General features: G+C 64.3%; 15 protein-coding genes and 1 pseudogene. 10 read left to right on the top strand and 6 right to left on the bottom strand.

Features of this window, described 5'->3' with window-relative positions; all coding sequences use genetic code 11:
* Nucleotides 1-125: 125 nt before the first annotated feature.
* Both ACQKPS_RS05410 and ACQKPS_RS05415 read left to right on the top strand, forming a co-directional pair.
* Nucleotides 126-1166, top strand: a pseudogene (locus ACQKPS_RS05410) (Cache 3/Cache 2 fusion domain-containing protein); the annotation flags it as partial.
* Between the two features lie 135 nt (nucleotides 1167-1301).
* On the top strand, nucleotides 1302-2024 hold the full coding sequence (locus ACQKPS_RS05415) for a methyl-accepting chemotaxis protein (protein ID WP_390898714.1): 723 nt from the start codon (nucleotides 1302-1304) through the stop codon (nucleotides 2022-2024).
* Between the two features lie 39 nt (nucleotides 2025-2063).
* Here the strand turns inward: ACQKPS_RS05415 and hglS are convergent, their stop codons facing one another.
* Nucleotides 2064-3449: a 2-oxoadipate dioxygenase/decarboxylase HglS gene (hglS, locus tag ACQKPS_RS05420; RefSeq protein WP_254482287.1), complete on the bottom strand. Its 1386-nt coding sequence runs from the start codon at nucleotides 3447-3449 to the stop codon at nucleotides 2064-2066.
* 138 nt (nucleotides 3450-3587) lie between these two features.
* Nucleotides 3588-4478, bottom strand: coding sequence for a LysR family transcriptional regulator (locus ACQKPS_RS05425; RefSeq protein ID WP_254482286.1), 891 nt, complete (start codon nucleotides 4476-4478; stop codon nucleotides 3588-3590).
* Between the two features lie 136 nt (nucleotides 4479-4614).
* Between ACQKPS_RS05425 and amaB the strand changes: the two genes are divergently transcribed.
* Entirely contained in the window at nucleotides 4615-6105 is a 1491-nt protein-coding gene (amaB, locus tag ACQKPS_RS05430; RefSeq protein WP_283723562.1) for an L-piperidine-6-carboxylate dehydrogenase, read from the top strand.
* A 160-nt stretch (nucleotides 6106-6265) separates the two neighbouring features.
* Nucleotides 6266-7552 (top strand): L-pipecolate oxidase, encoded by a 1287-nt coding sequence (gene amaA / locus ACQKPS_RS05435; RefSeq protein WP_427603076.1) that lies wholly within the window; start codon nucleotides 6266-6268, stop codon nucleotides 7550-7552.
* A 108-nt stretch (nucleotides 7553-7660) separates the two neighbouring features.
* Here the strand turns inward: amaA and ACQKPS_RS05440 are convergent, their stop codons facing one another.
* Entirely contained in the window at nucleotides 7661-9088 is a 1428-nt protein-coding gene (locus ACQKPS_RS05440) for a mechanosensitive ion channel domain-containing protein (RefSeq protein WP_427603078.1), read from the bottom strand.
* Between the two features lie 220 nt (nucleotides 9089-9308).
* On the opposite strand from ACQKPS_RS05440, the gene ycaC (ACQKPS_RS05445) reads away from it, so the two are divergent.
* The 4 genes from ycaC (ACQKPS_RS05445) (at nucleotide 9309) to ACQKPS_RS05460 (ending at nucleotide 13658) form a co-directional block, all read left to right on the top strand.
* A complete protein-coding gene (gene ycaC / locus ACQKPS_RS05445; protein ID WP_254482283.1) occupies nucleotides 9309-9938 on the top strand; it encodes an isochorismate family cysteine hydrolase YcaC in 630 nt (209 codons plus the stop codon).
* A gap of 114 nt (nucleotides 9939-10052) precedes the next feature.
* On the top strand, nucleotides 10053-10619 hold the full coding sequence (locus ACQKPS_RS05450) for an antibiotic biosynthesis monooxygenase (protein ID WP_254482282.1): 567 nt from the start codon (nucleotides 10053-10055) through the stop codon (nucleotides 10617-10619).
* A 51-nt stretch (nucleotides 10620-10670) separates the two neighbouring features.
* The gene (locus ACQKPS_RS05455; protein ID WP_254482281.1) at nucleotides 10671-11489 is read left to right on the top strand and encodes an alpha/beta fold hydrolase; all 819 of its coding nucleotides are present in this window, start codon (nucleotides 10671-10673) and stop codon (nucleotides 11487-11489) included.
* 327 nt (nucleotides 11490-11816) lie between these two features.
* Complete coding sequence (locus tag ACQKPS_RS05460; RefSeq protein WP_254485635.1) at nucleotides 11817-13658, top strand: amidohydrolase; 1842 nt, start codon at nucleotides 11817-11819, stop codon at nucleotides 13656-13658.
* 95 nt (nucleotides 13659-13753) lie between these two features.
* Here ACQKPS_RS05460 and ACQKPS_RS05465 read toward each other — a convergent pair whose 3' ends face one another.
* Both ACQKPS_RS05465 and ACQKPS_RS05470 read right to left on the bottom strand, forming a co-directional pair.
* Nucleotides 13754-15016 (bottom strand): OprD family porin, encoded by a 1263-nt coding sequence (locus ACQKPS_RS05465; protein WP_427603081.1) that lies wholly within the window; start codon nucleotides 15014-15016, stop codon nucleotides 13754-13756.
* Nucleotides 15017-15124: 108 nt separating this feature from the next.
* The gene (locus ACQKPS_RS05470; protein ID WP_427603083.1) at nucleotides 15125-15982 is read right to left on the bottom strand and encodes a LysR family transcriptional regulator; all 858 of its coding nucleotides are present in this window, start codon (nucleotides 15980-15982) and stop codon (nucleotides 15125-15127) included.
* A 129-nt stretch (nucleotides 15983-16111) separates the two neighbouring features.
* Here ACQKPS_RS05470 and ACQKPS_RS05475 point away from each other — a divergent pair, with 129 nt between their 5' ends.
* Nucleotides 16112-17311 (top strand): YbfB/YjiJ family MFS transporter, encoded by a 1200-nt coding sequence (locus ACQKPS_RS05475; protein WP_254482278.1) that lies wholly within the window; start codon nucleotides 16112-16114, stop codon nucleotides 17309-17311.
* Here the strand turns inward: ACQKPS_RS05475 and ACQKPS_RS05480 are convergent.
* On the bottom strand, nucleotides 17272-18183 hold the full coding sequence (locus ACQKPS_RS05480) for a LysR substrate-binding domain-containing protein (protein ID WP_054887115.1): 912 nt from the start codon (nucleotides 18181-18183) through the stop codon (nucleotides 17272-17274). The genes ACQKPS_RS05475 and ACQKPS_RS05480 overlap by 40 nt on opposite strands.
* A gap of 135 nt (nucleotides 18184-18318) precedes the next feature.
* Here ACQKPS_RS05480 and ycaC (ACQKPS_RS05485) point away from each other — a divergent pair, with 135 nt between their 5' ends.
* Nucleotides 18319-18948 (top strand): isochorismate family cysteine hydrolase YcaC, encoded by a 630-nt coding sequence (gene ycaC, locus ACQKPS_RS05485; RefSeq protein ID WP_254482277.1) that lies wholly within the window; start codon nucleotides 18319-18321, stop codon nucleotides 18946-18948.
* Nucleotides 18949-19155: the final 207 nt, after the last annotated feature.

The following is a 19155-nucleotide window of genomic DNA, read 5'->3' on the forward strand; positions in this document are numbered from 1 at the left end:
AGTATTCACCAGCGACGCCGATCCAGTGGCACCAGCGTCCCGGAAGAGGGCGCGATTTCCCGACTAAAACAAGCGGGTGGTCAGCGTGATCAGGACGATCCCGGCCTCTTGCCAGGAGCTTCATCATGTCTCAACCGCGTGCCCGAATTGCTTCGCAGCTCGGTGTCGCCCTCGCCATCGTGCTGGCGCTGGTGATTTCCGGCAGTACCTTGTTCGCCCTGCGTGCGCTGGATGACGCCAACCTCGCCACCCGCCAGGCCCACCTGGCCAGCGAGGCGCGACTGCTGGCCGACCAGCTCGATACCTTCCACGGGTCGCTCAAGGACAACACCCAGCGCCTGAGCGGCCTGTTCGAGCGCCGCTTCGCCTCGGGCCTGTCGCTGCACACTGGCGAAACCGTGCAGGTCGCCGGTCAAAGCACGCCCGCCCTGTACCTGGGCGACCAGCTGCTGAACAATGACTTCCAGGTGGTCGACGAATTCCAGCAGATGACTGCCGGCATTGCGACGCTGTTCGTGCGCAGCGGTGATGACTTCGTGCGCATCAGCACCAACCTGAAGAAACAGGACGGCACCCGCGCCATCGGCACCCAGCTCGACCGTCAGCATCCTGCCTACAGCAAGCTGCTGGCCGGGCAGATGTACGTCGGCCGCGCCGTGCTGTTCGAGCGCAACTACATGACCCGCTACGTGCCCGTCAGCGACAGCAGCGGCCGGGTGATTGCCGTGCTGTTCGTCGGCTTCGACTACACCGACGCACAGAATGCCCAGTTCTCCAACCTCAAGCGCTTCCGCATCGGCGCAACCGGTTCGTTGGCCATACGCGATAACCAGGGCCAATGGCTGGTGCCGCCGGCCAACGCCGACCAGGACCTGTTCAGTGCCAGCGCGCCGTTCGCCGAGGGCCCCTGGACTGTGGTCGCGAGCATGCCCAAGGCGGAAATCCGCGAGGTGACCTGGAGCGTCGGCCTGCGTCTTGCCATCGGCAGCTTGCTGGCGATGCTGCTGGCCGTGGCCGCCACCCTTTGGCTGCTGCGCCGCAAGCTGCGCCCGCTGGATGATCTGGTGCGTCAGGCCGAGGCACTGGGTGCCGGCGACCTGAATGCGCGCCTAAGTGTGACCAGCCATGACGAGATCGGCCAGCTGGCCCGCAGCTTCAACCAGATGGGCGAGGCGCTGGCGACCATGGTCGAGCACATCCGCAGTGCTTCCGAGCAGGTCAGCAGCCGTGCGCGTTCGCTGTCCGGGTTGTCTACCGGTGCCTGTGAAGGCATGGATCAGCAGTCCGGCGAGATCACCAGCATGGCCGGTGCGGTGGAGGAATTCAGCGCGACGTCGATGAACATTGCCGACAACATGGCGGGTACCGAGCGCATGGCCCGCGACAACGCCCAGCAGACCCGCATCGGCCGCAGTGCCATGGACGAAGCGTCGAGCTCGCTGCGCCAGATTGCCGAAGCGCTGGGTGGCACCGCCACTGTCATGGACAGCCTGGGCGCTCGTTCGCAGGAGATTGGCGGCATCATCAGCGTGATCACCGCGATTGCCGAACAGACCAATCTGCTGGCATTGAACGCCGCCATCGAGGCTGCCCGTGCCGGTGAACAGGGCCGTGGGTTTGCCGTGGTCGCAGATGAGGTGCGTGGGCTGGCCGCGCGCACGCGTCAGGCCACCGATGAGATTTCCGGGATGATCACCAGCATCCAGCAGCAGACCGGGCACGCCATCCATACCCTGGAGCAGGGTAACCTGCTGATGCAGGAAGGCCTGGCGCGCAACGACAAGGTCGCCGAAGCGCTGGCGCGGATCGATGAGCAGAGCCGTACGGCGGGTGAGCAATTTGCCGTGATCAGCACGGCGACCCAGGAGCAGAGCAGCACGGCCACCGTGCTCAGCCGCAACCTGCAGAGCATTGCCCAGGCCAACAGTGAGCAGCGTGATGTAGCCAATGAGCTGGCCTTGACCGCGCGCGAGCTGGAAGGGTTGGCGGCGCAACTGCGCCAGGAAGTGGACCGCTTCCGCTGAACCGCAGGGGGCGCAAAGCGCCCCCGGCAAGCCTGAGGCTTACAGTGAACCCAGGTTCAGCGCTTGAGCACAGGCCTGCAACGAGCGCTGCTCGCTCTGCGCATACAGCGCCAGCTCATCCTGCACCTGTAGCCCCAGCGCCGCTTCGAAAGCCTCGCGGTTGGCATTGCTGCCATACTCGGCCTGCCCCGCATCCCCCAGGTTCGACTGGAAGATCCCTGCCGCGCTCACCGGCAGGAAGTCCTCGTACACCAGTGCCTCGTAGTGCACATGGCCGGCCGCGATCAGGCCTTCCAAGGTGGTCGGGCGATCCGCCTGCTCCCGCGCTGCCAGGCCCTGCTCGGTAGCAAAGTAGCGGAAGTAGGCCAGCCCCTGCTCACGCATCTGCGCCAGGTCATCCGGGAATGCAGCGAAGCTTTCCTGCAGCAGCGCCATGTAGCGCTCGGCGTTGGCCTCGGCTGGCGCGCCCCCCAGGCCGGCGCGGGTGGCATCGAGCAGTTGGTCGTACAGCTGTCGGCCCTTCGGCGTCAGTGCGGCACCGCGCTGTTCGATCTCGCCGAAACGGGCGGTGTGGCTGCCCTGGTGATCGCTGAATGCAACCTTCTCCTGCAGCGCCTTGAAGCTGGTCTGGCGCAGCAGGATAGGGTGGCGGCGGGTGGGCGGGCCTTCGACCACGGCTTTCGGCGGGATGCCCTTGGCCGGCATGCCCACCTGGATCGCGTCGATGTCCAGGGTGCGTGGAGTCAGGTGGTTGATGTGCGGGCCTTTGAAGGCCACCACGTCGGCGATCAGGCGGTGCTGGTCATGCAGCTGCTGATACTGCTCGGCGGTGACCGTGGCGTCCTGGTGCCAGCGGAAGGTGTGCAGGGCTTCACGAACGAATTCGCCGGCATCGGCCGCGTTCAGGCCGCCATCGCGCTCGGATTGCTCAATGAGTTCGAGTGCGCGAGCGGTAAAGATCTTGCGCTTGGCCAGGATGCCCTGAGCCAGTTCGCGCAGGGGCAGGTTGTCGATCAGCTCCAGGCGCAGCAGCGACGTGAACACGCGGAACGGGCTGACATGCAGCGACTGCTCGTGCACAGCGCGGAACGCGGTGGAGTGCACCGGCACGCCGGCCGAACTGAGGTCATAGTAGCCGACCGGCGCCATGCCCATCACCGCGAACAGCCGGGCGATGGTCGCCAGCTCTTCGGCGGTGCCGACGCGGATGGCGCCGTGGCGCTCCTGGTCCAGGCGTTCGATCTCGCCGGTCCAGCGCAGGGCCTCGGCCACCTTGGGCTGCTCGGCCATGACCTGCTGGTTGATTTCGCTCACCAGCTCCAGCAACGTGCCGTACAGCGGCACTTCCTGTTTGTACATGAGCGACATGGCGGCAGAGAACTGCGCACGGATGCTGTCGGGGCTGACGAAATCGTGGGCGGGCATCGCTAGCTTCCTGGGTAGGTTCGGATGCTTACATGAAAGCTGGGAATGCACCTGGCCCACAAGCGAAAAAAAGTGAGTCAGTCATTCCGTTTTTGATCGACCTTAGGGCCATGGGGCCGCAGAGCGGCCCCGGCAATCTCAAGCCTGAAGCTGCTCGCGAATCCATTCCACCAGAGCCCGTACTTTCGGCACCTCCGCCGCATGCTCGGCATACGCCAGGTAGTGCTTGCCGGCACTGCGCATCGCATGATTCCACGGAATGACCAAACTGCCCTCGGCCAGCTCCTTGGCCACCAGATACTGCGGCACCAACGCCACCCCACACCCGGCCTGCGCCGCACTCAGCGCCATATAGAACGTATCGAAGCGCGGCCCATGGTAGGCGCTGACGCTGTGCAACCCCAACTCCAGGAACCATTCATGCCAGGCCTCGGGCCGCGACGTACTCTGCAACAGCACCAGTTCGGCCAGTTCACCGGCATCGCTCAGTGCACGGCCGCCCAGCAACTCCGGCGCGCACACCGGCACTACCTCTTCACCGAACAGCTCCACGCAGGTGGCCCCCGGCCAGGTGCCCTGGCCATAGAAGAACACCACATCGGCCGAGCCCTGCAGCAAGGCAAACGGCTCCATTTCGTTGCGGATGTCGAGGTGGATGTTTGCGTGCCGTTTGCCGAAGCCCTTGAGGTGGGGGATCAGCCAGCGCACGCCAAAACTCGGTTGAGTGGCTACTTTCAATATCTCGGTCTGCTCGCCGTAGGTGAGCACGTAGCGGCTGGACATGTCGACCTGGGTAAGGATCTTGTTGACCTCGGCCAGGTACAGGCTGCCAGCGGGGGTGAGTTGCAGGCGCCTGCGGATGCGCAGGAACAGGTGGTGGCGCAGCATCTCCTCGAGCTGCGCCACCTGCTTGCTGACCGCGCTCTGGGTCAGGTGCAGCTCTTCGGCGGCACGGGTAAAGCTCAAGTGACGGGCTGCAGCTTCGAAGCACTGCAGGGCGGTCATGGAGGGCACCAGGCGTTTGGACATAGCGTTCTCTGCGGCTCAAATCATTACCTGACGGAATGATATGCGGAATAAAGGTCGTTTGTTGCACCGGTGTGATCGGATTAATACTGATCCACATCATTTTTCCACCCCATCACCCGATGTAGGAGAAGCACAAATGGTTGCTGGATTGCTCGAGCGCCTTGGCGTTGCCGCCGAGGCTTACACCCAGGGCGACTACCCTGTTCACACGCCGATCGACGGCAGCCAGATCGCCTCGGTGAAATTGCTCGGCAAGGCCGAGACCATCGCCCGCATCGATCAGGCCCAGAGCGCCTTCGAAGCCTGGCGCAGCGTGCCGGCCCCGCGCCGTGGCGAGCTGGTGCGCCTGTTCGGCGAAGTGCTGCGTGAGCACAAGGCCGACCTCGGCGAGCTGGTCTCGATCGAAGCCGGCAAGATCACCCAGGAAGGCCTGGGCGAAGTGCAGGAAATGATCGACATCTGCGACTTCGCCGTCGGCCTGTCGCGCCAGCTGTATGGCCTGACCATCGCTTCCGAGCGCCCAGGCCACCACATGCGTGAAACCTGGCACCCGCTGGGTGTGGTCGGCGTGATCAGCGCCTTCAACTTCCCGGTTGCGGTATGGGCCTGGAACACTGCGCTGGCCTTGGTGGCGGGTAATTCGGTGGTATGGAAGCCGTCCGAGAAGACCCCGCTGACCGCCCTGGCTTGCCAGGCGTTGTTCGAGAAAGCCCTGAAAGCCTTCGGTGAAGCCCCGGCTGGCCTGGCGCAACTGGTGATCGGTGGCCGTGAAGCTGGCGAAGCCATGGTCGACGACCCACGTGTACCGTTGGTCAGCGCCACCGGCAGCACCCGCATGGGCCGTGAAGTCGGCCCACGCGTAGCCGCCCGCTTTGGCCGCAGCATTCTGGAGCTGGGTGGCAACAATGCCATGATCCTGGCCCCGAGCGCCGACCTCGATCTGGCCGTGCGCGGTATCTTGTTCTCCGCGGTCGGCACCGCTGGCCAGCGTTGCACCACCCTGCGTCGCCTGATCGTCCACCGTTCGATCAAGGATGAAGTGGTAGCCCGCGTCAAAGCCGCCTACGGCAAAGTGCGCATCGGTGACCCGCGCAAGGACAATCTGGTCGGCCCACTGATCGACAAGCAGTCGTTCGACGCCATGCAGGGTGCGCTGGCCAAGGCCCGTGACGAAGGTGGCCAGGTATTTGGTGGCGAACGCCAGCTGGCCGAGCAGTATCCGAATGCCTACTACGTGTCGCCCGCCATTGCTGAAATGCCGGCCCAGAGCGATGTGGTGCGCCATGAAACCTTCGCGCCGATCCTCTACGTGCTGGCTTACGACGATTTCGAAGAGGCCCTGCGCCTGAACAACGAAGTGCCGCAAGGCCTGTCGTCGTGCATCTTCACCACCGACATTCGCGAGGCCGAGCGCTTCCAGAGTGCTTCGGGCAGTGACTGCGGCATCGCCAACGTCAACATCGGCACCAGCGGCGCCGAGATCGGCGGGGCGTTCGGTGGCGAGAAGGAGACTGGCGGTGGTCGTGAGTCCGGTTCCGATGCCTGGAAAGGCTACATGCGTCGCCAGACCAACACCGTGAACTACTCGCGCGAGCTGCCGCTGGCGCAGGGTATCGTCTTCGACTGATGGAATGATGCTGCATGGCCGGGGGCCTTGCCCCCGGTTCGCGGGGCAAGCCCGCGCCTACAGGGATCGTGCAGGCGATGGAGATCCCTGTAGGAGCGGGCTTGTCCCGCGATGGGCTGCGAAGCAGCCCCAATAAGAACAACACTGCTGGAGCCGGGCCATGTCCGAACTGCGTCAACAATGCTTGTGGGAACATGTCAGCCAACCCACCGTCGCCAGCCAGGCCCTGGCCGGTGAGCACAAGGCCGATGTCTGCGTGATCGGCGGCGGCATTACCGGCCTGTCAGCGGCCATCCACCTGCTCGAACAGGGCAAGTCGGTGATCTTGCTGGAGGCCTGGAAGATCGGCCACGGCGGCTCCGGTCGCAACGTCGGCCTGGTCAACGCCGGCACCTGGATCCGTCCCGACGACGTCGAGGCAACCCTTGGCCAGCAGCAGGGCAGCCGCCTGAACAAGGTGCTTGGTGAGGCCCCGGCTGAAGTGTTCGCCATGATCGAACGCCTCGGCATCGACTGCCAGGCCCAGCACAAAGGCACGCTGCACATGGCGCACAACGCCACCGGCATCGCCGACCTCGAAGCTCGTCATGAACAATGGCGCCGCCGTGGTGCCGACGTCGAGCTGCTGACCGGCGCCCAGTGCCAGGAATACTGCGGTACCGACAAGATTTCCGCCGCGCTGCTCGACCGCCGCGCCGGCACCATCAACCCGATGGGCTACACCCAGGGCCTGGCCGCCGCCGTGGCGCGCCTGGGCGGCAGGCTGTTCCAGCAATCCTCGGTCGAAGGCCTCGAGCGCGATGGCGATGCCTGGCGGGTGAAGACCGCACGTGGCTCGGTACGCGCCGAGAAAGTGGTGATTTCCACGGGCGCCTACACCGAAGGCGACTGGAGCAACCTGCAGAAGCAGTTCTTCCGTGGCTACTACTATCAGGTCGCGTCCAAGCCGCTGCATGGCGCAGCCGCCGACAAGGTGCTGCCGCACGGCCAGGGTTCCTGGGACACCCGCACCGTGCTCAGCAGCATCCGCCGTGACGATCAGGGGCGTCTGTTACTGGGCAGCCTCGGCCGGGTCGACAACAAGCCGGCCTGGTTCGTGCGCAGCTGGGCCGACCGGATCCAGAGCCATTACTACCCGCACCTGGGCAAGGTCGAGTGGGAAATGCACTGGACCGGCTGCATCGACTTCACCCCGGACCACCTGATGCGGTTGTTCGAACCGGCGCCGGGACTGGTGGCGGTGACGGGCTATAACGGCCGCGGCAATACCACCGGCACCGTGATTGGCCGGGCGTTTGCCGAGTTGCTGCTGAAGGGCGAGGCGGACAGCCTGCCGATCCCGTTCTCGCCGATGAAGGGCGTGAGTGCGCCTTCGCTGCGCACGGCGTTCTATGAGTCCGGTTTCTCGCTGTATCACGCGGGGCAATGCCTGAGGGTTGTGTTGTAGCCGCTGGCCCCTTCGCGGGTAAACCCGCTCTCACAGGTGCCATGCAATCCCGAAGATTGGGGTAGTCCTGTGGGAGCGGGCTTGCCCCGCGAAAGGGCCGGTACAGGCTTACTTGTGCAACCAGCTCAAGAAGCCGCCTTTCTTGATCGAAACCGGCTTCTGCAGCAACAGCGACTCCCGGCTCTGGCGCCGGAACCGTTGCAACTTGCTCAGCGCCGTCTGCACTTCCCCACGCTGCTGCAGGCAGCTCTTCACCTGTTCCTTCTCGATCCGATACAGCACGCAACTGGTCAAGGTCCGGAATTCGGCAAACGAGTCATCCTCATCGATGATCCCCTCGATCCCCAGCACCTCACCCGGCCCCATGCGCCCGGCCTCCAGCAGCTTGTCACCATCGCGCACCGACGCTGAAACCACGCCGCTGCCAATCACCAGCAAATGCTCGGACTGCTCGCCCACCTCCAGGATCACCTGGTCAGCCAGGTACTCCACAGCGGTCATGCGCTGGCTCAAGGCATCCCGCTCTTCGCTGGTCAGCGAGCGGAACACCCGCACCTCGTCCAGCACTTCGCGCTGGCGGCTGCGCGGTGGCAAGGCCAGGTCGACATTCCACATCACTCCGCTGGCTTCCAGATGACGGTGCGCCAGGTCGAACAGCTGGTTACGGGCATCGGTCTTGCCGGCCATGTCCGCGATGAAGCCGCTGGCCTCGTACTCCACCGACTCCAGTGTCGAGGCCTTCACCGTGACCTTGGGCTTGGGTGAGGCGAGGATTGCGCTGGTGCCCTGCAGGGCTTTTTCCAGCGCATCGAACACCCGCTTGGGGCGCACCTTGGCCGGCACCACCACACAGATCGATACCCCGTTCACATCGGCCGGGCGGCTGTGGTTGAGCAGCCGCGCCTTGGCCGCCACCGAGTTGGGGATCACCGCCAGGCTGCCACTGCCGGTGAGCAGGCGCGTGGCGCGCCAGTCGATGTCCAGCACCTTGCCCTCGGTGCCGTCGATGGAGATCGAGTCGCCAATCTGATAGGGCCGCGTGGTGTTCAGCACGATGCCGCTGAACACGTCGGCCAGGGTGCTTTGCAGCGCCAGGCCGATGACGATGGCCATCACCCCGGAAGTGGCCAGCAGGCCCTTCACCGGCAGTTGCAGCACATAGCCCGCAGCCGCGACCACGGCCGCGAGGAAGATCAGCGCCCCCAGTACATCCTGCAGCAGGCGCCCGCCGTGGCTGCCACGGGCGACCAGCAGCAAGCCGAACACTACTGTCACCGTGCGCGCGCCAAACAGCCACCAGCCGATGGCCAGTACCGTGGCGATCAGATTGCGCGGGACGTCGTCGGGCCACGGCGGCGGTTGCAGCGGGCTCATGCCTGCGGCCACCAGCACCGCGCTGAACAGCAGGAAGATCACCAGCCGCGTACCGATGCGCCAGGCCCGGCGCTGGATCGGGAGCAATTGCCAGAGCACGAGGTCGAGCAGGATCAGGGCGGAGCCGAGCAACAACGGGGACGACTGGATGAACGCCAGCATGGAGGTCTCGGAGGTGAGAAGAGGGGTGTGCGTAGTAATAGAGCAGCTTGGTCGGGCAAGCAATGAGGCCAGCAAAACCACTGCCAAGTGATCGTTCCTTAAATGGAACGCTAAAGCCAAAAAGCACTATCTACCGCGTCAAAGGTGATGGTTTTAATCTTCTCCCATCAACGCGAAACACCCAACTTACTGAACATCAAAACCCTTAGGAGCTACCACCATGACCAACTTCAAATACAACCGCCTGAACAAAGACGACGCCGCCGTTCTGCTGGTCGACCACCAGGCTGGCCTGCTGTCCCTGGTCCGCGACATCGAGCCGGACGCGTTCAAGAACAACGTCCTGGCCCTGGCCGACCTGGCCAAGTTCTTCAACCTGCCGACCATCCTCACCACCAGCTTCGAGCAAGGCCCCAACGGCCCGCTGGTGCCGGAGCTGAAAGCGCTGTTCCCGGATGCCCCGTACATTGCCCGCCCTGGCCAGATCAACGCCTGGGACAACGAAGATTTCGTCAAGGCGGTGAAGGCCACTGGCAAGAAGCAGCTGATCATTGCCGGCGTGGTGACCGAAGTGTGCGTAGCCTTCCCGGCGCTGGCTGCCCTGGAAGAAGAGTTCGAGGTGTTCGTGGTGACCGATGCCTCCGGCACCTTCAACGAAATGACCCGTGATGCTGCCCATGACCGCATGAGCCGGGCCGGTGCCCAGCTGATGACCTGGTTCGGCGTGGCCTGTGAGCTGCACCGCGACTGGCGCAACGACATCGAAGGCCTGGCTGCGCTGTGCTCCAACCACATCCCGGACTACCGCAACCTGATGACCAGCTACAACGCCTTCAACGCCAACAAGTAAGCCGCTCCCCCGGGCACCGCCAGGCGGTGCCCGGCAAGGGCAGCACACCCATCCAATCCTCCGCCCGTCCGCCGTTGCAAAGTGGATGCGGCAAGCTCATCCCAAGGAACGCCGATGAACACCGCACTCCAAGACAACCGCAACGTGGTGACCCTGGTCATCCAGCACAAGGCCCGTGCCGAGTCGCTGGCGGCTTACGAAGCGTGGCTCAAGCGCACGGTCAGTGCCGCCCGCAGGCAGCCGGGGCACCTGGACGTCAACGTCATCCGCCCTGATGAAGGCGGGCTGCACTTCACGACCGTGGTGCGTTTCGCCGACGCTGGCCTGCTGCAGGCCTGGGTCAACTCGGCCGAACGCCAGGCGCTGGTTAACGAAGTATTGCCGTTGCTCGACGGCGGTGACCAAACCCAGGTGCACGACGATCCGGAGTTCTGGTTCACCCCGCCGAGCGTCAACGCGGCACAACCGCCGCGCTGGAAGCAGGCGCTGCTGACTTACCTGGTGATCTGCCCGATGACCATGGTCGTTCCCCATCTGCTGGCGCCGTTGTTCGCGCGATTCCCGCAGCTCGGCGGCCCGATCAGCGGCAACTTGATCGGCAACCTGTTCGTCATCCTGCCCGTGGTGTTCTACATCATGCCGTGGGTGACCCGTCGCTGCGCCACCTGGCTGCGCGGCTGAGCCAACGCTTCAACGACGCTTTCAACTGCAGACTTTCAAGGAGATACCGACATGACCACTCTCGTTACCCGCGACGGCACTTCGATCTATTACAAGGACTGGGGCAGCGGCAAACCGGTGCTGTTCAGCCACGGCTGGCCACTGGACGCCGACATGTGGGACTCGCAGATGGAGTTCCTGGCCAGCCGCGGTTATCGCGCCATCGCTTTCGACCGCCGTGGCTTCGGCCGTTCGAGCCAGCCGTGGACCGGCTACGACTACGACACCTTTGCCGACGACATCGCCCAGCTGATCGAACACCTCGACCTGCGTGAAGTGACGCTGGTCGGCTTCTCGATGGGGGGCGGTGATGTCAGCCGCTACATTGCCCGCCACGGCAGCGAGCGGGTAGCGGGCCTGGTGCTGCTGGGGGCAGTGACGCCGGTGTTCGGCAAGCGTGAGGACAACCCGGAAGGCGTCGACCTGTCGGTATTCGAAGGTATCGTGGCTGGCCTGCGTGCTGACCGTGCGCAGTTCATCGCCGATTTTGCCACGCCGTTCTATGGCCTGAACCATGGTCAGCAGGTGTCCCAGGGTGTGCAGACTCAGACGCTGAACATTGCGCTCATGGCCTCGATCAAGGGCACCCTGGATTGCGTGACCGCATTCTCGCAGACCGACTTCCGCCCGGACATGGCCAGGATCGACGTGCCAACCCTGGTGATCCATGGCGATGACGACCAGATTGTGCCGTTCGAAGCCACCGGCAAGCGGGCGGCGGAGCTGATCCGCGGGGCTGAGCTGAAGGTGTACGCCGGTGCGCCGCACGGGTTTGCCGTGACGCATGCGCAGCAGCTGAATGAAGACCTGCTGGCATTCCTCCAGAAGTAATCGGGGAGGCCTTCGCGGGCGCTGTGGGAGCGGGCGTGCCCGCGAAGAGGCCAGCCCTGGCAGCACAAAGCTTGAACAGGGCTAACCTTCTACAACCCACCGCACATCCATCCAAGCCCTGACCCTGTATCAGCCGGCATGCTCTGCAGTTGCGCCTGCCGCCGCCGCACCCAGACGGAGAAGCCCATGTCCCAGGACCGCAACGACAAGACCCGTCGCCAGTTCCTCGCCACCAGCACCGTGCTAGGTGCCGCCGGCGCCCTCTGGTCCGCATTGCCCTTCACCGGCCAAGCCGGTTCCGCCCACGCATCCATCCAAGGAGGTTCCATGACCGCCGACCTGATTCTGTTCAACGGCAAACTGCACACCGTTGATCGCGAAAAGCCCACCGCCACTGCCGTTGCCATCAAAGACGGCCGCTTCATCGCCGTGGGCAATGACGCCGAGGCCATGGCCCACAAGGGCAGCGCCACGCAGATCATCGACCTCAAGCAGCGCACGGTGATCCCTGGTCTCAACGACTCGCACCTGCACCTGATCCGCGGTGGCCTGAACTACAACCTGGAACTGCGCTGGGAAGGCGTGCCGTCGGTGGCCGATGCCCTGCGCATGCTCAAGGACCAGGCCGCGCGTACACCGACGCCGCAATGGGTGCGTGTGGTCGGTGGCTGGAACGAATTCCAGTTCGCCGAAAAACGCATGCCGACGCTGGAAGAGATCAACCAGGCCGCCCCCGACACCCCGGTGTTCCTGCTGCACCTGTACGACCGTGCGCTGCTCAACCGTGCCGCGCTCAAGGCTGTCGGCTATGACAAGACCACGCCAAACCCACCGGGTGGCGAGATCCAGCGCGACAAGTTCGGCAACCCGACCGGCATGCTCATCGCCCGCCCCAATGCGATGATCCTCTACGCTACCTTGGCCAAGGGGCCGAAGCTGCCACTGGAGTACCAGATCAACTCCACCCGCCAGTTCATGCGCGAGCTGAACCGCCTGGGCCTGACCAGTGCGATCGACGCCGGTGGCGGTTACCAGAACTTCCCCGACGACTATTCGGTGATCCAGGAGCTGGCCGACAACAATCAGCTGACCGTCCGCATCGCCTATAACCTGTTCACCCAGAAGCCCAAGGAAGAGTTGGACGACTTCCGTAAATGGACCTCCAGCGTCAAGCTGCACAGCGGCACCGACTTCCTGCGCCACAACGGCGCTGGCGAGATGCTGGTGTTCTCCGCCGCCGACTTCGAGGACTTCCTCGAGCCGCGCCCCGACCTGCCGCAGACCATGGAAGAAGAGCTGGAACCGGTGGTGCGCCACCTGGTCGAGCAACGCTGGCCGTTCCGCCTGCACGCCACTTACAACGAATCGATCACGCGCATGCTCGACGTGTTCGAGAAGGTCAATCGCGACATCCCGTTCAACGGCCTGCCGTGGTTCTTCGACCACGCCGAAACCATCACCCCGCAAAACATCGAGCGCGTACGTGCCCTGGGCGGCGGCATCGCCATCCAGGACCGCATGGCCTTCCAGGGCGAGTACTTCGTCGACCGCTACGGCGCCAAGGCCGCCGAGCAGACCCCGCCGATCAAGCGCATGCTCGAGATGGGCGTGCCGGTGGGTGCCGGTACCGATGCCACCCGCGTATCCAGCTACAACCCGTGGACCTCGCTGTACTGGCTGGTCAGTGGCAAAACGGTCGGCGGCATGGAGCTGTACAAGGAGGGCCTGGACCGCGAAACCGCTCTGCAACTGTTCACTCAGGGCAGTGCCTGGTTCTCCAGCGAGCAGGGCAAGAAGGGCCAGATCAAGGTGGGCCAGCTGGCCGACCTGGCGGCACTGTCGCTGGACTTCTTCAGTGTCGATGAGGAAGCGATCAAGGGCATCGAATCGGTGCTCACCATTGTCGATGGTAAGGTCGTGTACGGTGCCGGCGAATTCGACCGTCTTGGCCCGCCGCAGGTGCCGGTGCTGCCAGAATGGTCGCCGGTGACCAAGGTGCCGGGGCACTGGCGCGTGGGAACGCCGTCGCTGGCGGCAGCCGTGCACCAGTGCTCGGGGCCATGTGGGGTGCATGCGCACAGCCATGACAAGGCGCGTAAATCGAGTGTGCCGGTAAATGACTTCCAGGGCTTCTGGGGTGCGCTGGGTTGCTCGTGCTTCGCGTTCTAAGCTGACGTGATGGCGAAAGGAAGGGGCCGCGATGGCCCCTTTTTTTGTTTCTGCCCGAGCCTCGGCAATCAGCGCCGTCTGCTGACAGCATGAGCTCAGAAACTGCCTTTGAGCGGGTACTCGATGATCAGGTAGATACGGTCGATGTCATCGCCGGCCTGGGCTTGGTTGGCTCTGTGGCTGACGTGTGAAAACGACAGGCTGAGGTCTTTCGCTGCGCCCGACTGCACCACGTATTTCAGGTCGACGTCACGCTCCCAGTGCTTGCCGCCCTGGCCGTACTGGTTCATGTAGGCGCCGCCTGCAGGTGCATGGCTGCCGTCGATGCCACGGCCGCTGACGTAGCGGCCCATCAGGCTCAGGCCCGGCACGCCGAGGGTAGCGAAGTCGAGGTCGTAGCGCAGTTGCCACGAGCGCTCGCCGGGGCCGTTGAAGTCGGCGTATTTGATCGAGTTGGCCAGGTAGATGGAATCGCCGCCGACGAAGTCGAACGGGGTATTCCCCTCAACCTTCTGGTAAGCCACGCTCAGCGCCTGAGCGCCGAAGCTGTACTTGGCCAGCACACTGTATGCGAGGGTGTCGATTGTTCCTGCGCTGGCGTTGCCGGTATCGCGGGTCTTGTAGAGGTTGCCATCCAGGCGCCAATTGCCTTCGGCCAGGTTCAGGTTGAGGTAGGCCTGGCGCCAGGTGTCTTCCAGCTCCCCGGCGTACAACGCGCCACCGAACGGGCCGTGTGGCGCGAAGGTGGCACCGGCCAGGCTGATGGCGCGATTATCCGTCGTCGCGCCATAGCCGCTGAAGTCATCATGCGCCGAGCTGTTGTCCTGATTGTTGAACGCAGTGAAACGGCCTGCCTGCAAACGCCAATCGGGCAAAGCTGTGTTCTCCAGGAACCAGCCGGTGGCGTATTCAGGGTGCAGACGTTTGTCGCCTGTGTCGAATACAGGCGTCTCCACCATCATCTCGCCGTAGCGCAGCTGGGTGTTGCCCAAACGCAGCTTGAGCGCGGCGCCGGCACTGGAGTAGTCGGACTCGGCGCGACCGTCGCTGTCACGGGGCAGCAGGCCGGTGCCGGCATGGCCGCGGCCGCCGTCGAGCTTGAGACCGAGGAAACCGTGGGCGTCGAGGCCGACGCCGACCGTGCCCTCGGTGAAACCTGAGCGAACCTCGCCGATGAAGCCTTGCGCCCATTCCTGACGATAGTTCTGGCCGCTGGCGGAGGGCGAGCGAAAGTCGCTGTGCAGGAAGTAGTTGCGGCTGAGCAGCGACCAGCCGGGTTCATCTGCCTGGGCAATGGCGGGGCAGAGGGCGAGGGCGGCGAACAGGGCGCGGCCTGGCCCGTGATTGGCGCGGATCATGGAGGCTCCGAGGGGGATGATCCGGGACTGTGGCGCAATAGCGGCCACGGGTCTTGCACGCGTGTGCTGGCGTTGGGGGTGCCTGTGGCAGCCCCTTCGTGAAGCAGCCTATTGGCTGAAGGCCTGCGCAATCGCCTCGATCACTACCCGCACCCTTGCCGTATGGCGCACGTCCTGATGGGTCACCAGCCAGATGTCGTAAGGCCTGCCGCGGTTCCAGACCTGCTGCAAGCCTGCCCGTTGCCCCATCGGCACCGGCAGTTCACCCAGGCCTATTCCGCAGGCCAGCGCGTGGCGCACCATCAGTCCCGAGGTACAGGTCATGGCGATATGCCCTTGGTCGATCGGCTCACCGGCCAGTGTGACCTCCTTGCCACTGTCCAGATACGGTTGATACACCACCAGTTCGTGCCCGGCGAACGCACTGCCCGGCATAGGCTCGCCACGCCGCTGCAGATACTCATGCGAAGCGAACAAGCCGGTGCGCCAGCGCGCCAGGCGTCGCACGACCAGCTCGGGGTTGTCCGGCTTGAGCGTGCGCACGGCGATATCCGCCTCGCGCTGGCTGAGGTTGAGCATCTGCGTGGATGCGTGCAGTTGCACCTCGATCCCAGGGTGCTCCAAGCGCAACTGCGCGACCGTCGGGATGATGAATTCCGATGCAAAGGCATCGGTACTGGTGATGCGCACCACACCGCTCAGGCGTTCATCCAGCCCAAGGATCTGCCGCTGCAGGCCGGCAGCCGCAGCCTCCATCTCCAGCGCAGCCCGCATTGCGACCTCGCCGGCGCTGGTCAGCGAATAGCCGCTGGAGGTGCGCAGGAACAGCGTGGCGTCCAGCGCGCCTTCCAGCGAAGCGAGTCGGCGGCCGACGGTGGCCTGGTCCACGCCCAGGCTGCGGGCGGCACCGCGCAAGGTTTGCTCGCGGCACAACGCCAGAAACACGCGGGTGTCGTCCCAGTTCATCGAAGCCTTCCTCGGTGATGCAAAAATGCAGCGCAGGGATGAAAACTCGCTGCGTTATTTCTTCGTTCGGCGAATTTATGCTTTTCCCATCACCATCAGCAAGCGCCGATCAGGGCGCAAGGGAAGATCATGAACGCTTCGATTCAACGTGCGCCCTGGTTGCCGATCTGGGCCGGGCTGTGCGCCAGTCTGGTCGGGATCGGCCTGGCGCGGTTTGCTTATACGCCACTGATCCCGGCGTTGATCAATGCCCACTGGTTTGCCAGTTCCGCAGTGGTCTACCTCGGTGCAGCCAATCTGGCCGGCTATCTGGTCGGCGCGCTGATCGGCCGGCCGCTGGCCAAGCGTTGGTCGGGCGCAACGGTGCTGCGCGGCATGATGGTGCTGGTAAGCCTGACCTTCCTCGCCTGTGCCTGGCCGTTGTCAGTGAGCTGGTTCTTTGCCTGGCGTATGCTGTCGGGCGTGGCCGGCGGGGTGATCATGGTGCTGGTGGCGAGCGTCATTTTGCCCCATGTCAGCGCCACGCGGCGGGGCCTGGCCAGCGGCGCCATCTTCCTGGGCCTGGGCCTGGGCGTTGCAGCGTCGGCTAGCCTGGTGCCATGGCTGCTGGAGAAAGGGCTGCAACAGACCTGGCTGGGTCTGGCCGCGTTGGCGCTGCTCCTGACCTTCAGCAGCTGGGCCGGCTGGCCCGGCGAGCATGGGCTTCAGCCAGCGGCACCTGCATTGCCACAGTCGGCGGTTTCACCTGCGATTCTCGTACTGTTCGGGCAGTACGCCCTGATGGCTACGGCCTTGGTGGCGCCGATGATGTTCCTGGTCGACTACGTGAGCCGGGGCCTGGGCGCAGGCTCTCATGCGGGCGCTGCCATGTGGGGGCTATATGGCCTGGGCGCGATTGTCGGCCCGGTGTTGTATGGGCTGTTGGCCGACCACCTGGGGGCACGCGCCGGCATCCGCCTGGTGCTGCTGGCGCAGCTGGCCGCGCTCGGTGCCTTGCTGGTTAGTCACGATCTGCGGGTATTGGGGGCTGCGGCGCTGCTGATCGGCTCGTTCCCGCCGGGCATCGTGCCGCTGGCGCTGGCGCGGGTGCATCAGCTGGTCGAAGGCCACGCCCGGCAGAGCGCGACCTGGAGCCGGGCGACAGTTTCGTTCGCCAGTTTCCAGGCCATTGCCGGTTACGCTTATTCGGCGCTGTTCGCCGCCACGGATGGCCACTACGGCGCGCTGTTTGGCGTGGCAGCCGGGGCGGTGGTGCTGGCGCTGCTGGTCGACATGCTGCTCAAGGAACGTCAGGCCATGTCGCTGATCGCAAACTCCTCGGCCAGGTGATCGATCAGCGCCCGCACCGATGGCAGCAACCCACGCCGCGACGGGAAGATCGCATGCACGATGCCGCAGCGTGGGTGCCAGTCCGGGATCAGTTCCACCAGTCTTCCTGCCGCCAGGTCCTCGCGCACCGCGACTCGCGGCAAGTGCGCAATGCCCACCCCGGCCACCACGAAGTGGCGCAGGGCGAACAGGTCATCGGTCACCATGCGCGGGGTATGCGGGATGACGATGCTGCGGCTGCTGTCTTCACCCTGGAACAGCTCCCACTGATACTCCCGCTGGGCGCTGCCCCAATGCAGGCTCGGCAGGGTACTCAGCAACTGTGGGTCGAAGTCCTTGGGCAACTGCTCCAGGTACTGCGGCTGGCCGACCAGGCACTGGGTACTGTTGCTCAGCACCTTCATCACCATGTCGGTGTTCTCCAGCGGCGGGAAGCGCACCCGCAGGGCAATGTCAAAGCCCTCGTGCAGCAGGTCGACGCGGCGGTTGGTGCTCTCGATGAACAGCTCGACCTGCGGGTACTTGAGCATGTAGCGGGTCAGCATCGGCCCGACCCAGGAGTTGAGCAGGGTGGTCGGGCAACTGATGCGCACCAGCCCGCGCGGTTCGCTGCGGTTGCGCTCGATGATCTCTGCTGCGCCTTCGGCTTCCACGCGCATGGCCAGGCAGCGGTTGTAGTAGGCCTGGCCGATCTCGGTCAGCGAGCAGTGGCGGCTGGTGCGGTGCAGCAGGCGCACGCCCAGGCGGTCTTCGAGGTCGGCGATGCGCCGGCTGAGCTTCGACTTGGGCATGTCCAGCGCCCGCCCGGCCGGGGCGAAGCCACCGTGCTCGACGACTTGGGTGAAGTAGTAGAGGGAATTGAGGTCTTCCAATCATCGTTCTCCAGATAGAACGCTAAAGGCAATTTTCGCAGTCTACCGCCGTAAAGGTGATGATTTTAATCTGTGCCCATCAACGCGAAACACCCCAGATTGCTGAAAAATTCATAAACCTTAGGAGCACAGACCATGAGCAAATTCACCTACAGCCGCCTGAACAAAGACGACGCCGCCGTTCTGCTGGTCGACCACCAGGCTGGCCTGCTTTCCCTGGTCCGCGACATCGAGCCGGACAAATTCAAGAACAACGTGCTGGCCCTCGCCGACCTGGCCAAGTTCTTCAACCTGCCGACCATCCTCACCACCAGCTTCGAGCAAGGCCCCAACGGCCCGCTGGTGCCAGAACTGAAAGCGCTGTTCCCGGATGCCCCGTACATTGCCCGCCCTGGTCAGATCAACGCCTGGGACAACGAAGACTTCGTCAAGGCGGTGAAGGCCACTGGCAAGAAGCAGCTGATCATTGCCGGCGTGGTGACCGAAGTGTGCGTAGCCTTCCCGGCGCTGGCTGCCCTGGAAGAAGAGTTCGAGGTGTTCGTGGTGACTGATGCTTCTGGCACCTTCAACGAAATGACCCGTGATGCCGCACACGACCGTATGAGCCGGGCCGGTGCCCAGCTGATGACCTGGTTTGGCGTGGCTTGTGAGCTGCACCGCGACTGGCGCAACGACATCGAAGGGCTGGCGGCGCTGTGCTCCAACCACATTCCGGACTACCGCAATCTCATCACCAGCTATAACGCGCTGACTGCTGGTAAGTAACAGCGAGCGGTTCAAACAGAAAAGGCCGGCCCCAACGTGGGGCCGGCCTTTTCTTTTTGGGTACTGACAGCCCGCATCAGCACAGCCCCTGCGCAAGCGGCTGTGAGGATGATTTGGCTCCGGCTACATCCTTTTTGGGAAATCTCTTACATAGAGAAGCGGATGGCATCACGGCGCTAAGTGGGAAGTTCAAGAGCAGACTGGATA

The sequence above is a fragment of the Pseudomonas sp. NPDC086566 genome, assembly GCF_050280885.1.
GTDB classification, from domain to species: domain Bacteria; phylum Pseudomonadota; class Gammaproteobacteria; order Pseudomonadales; family Pseudomonadaceae; genus Aquipseudomonas; species Aquipseudomonas vlassakiae.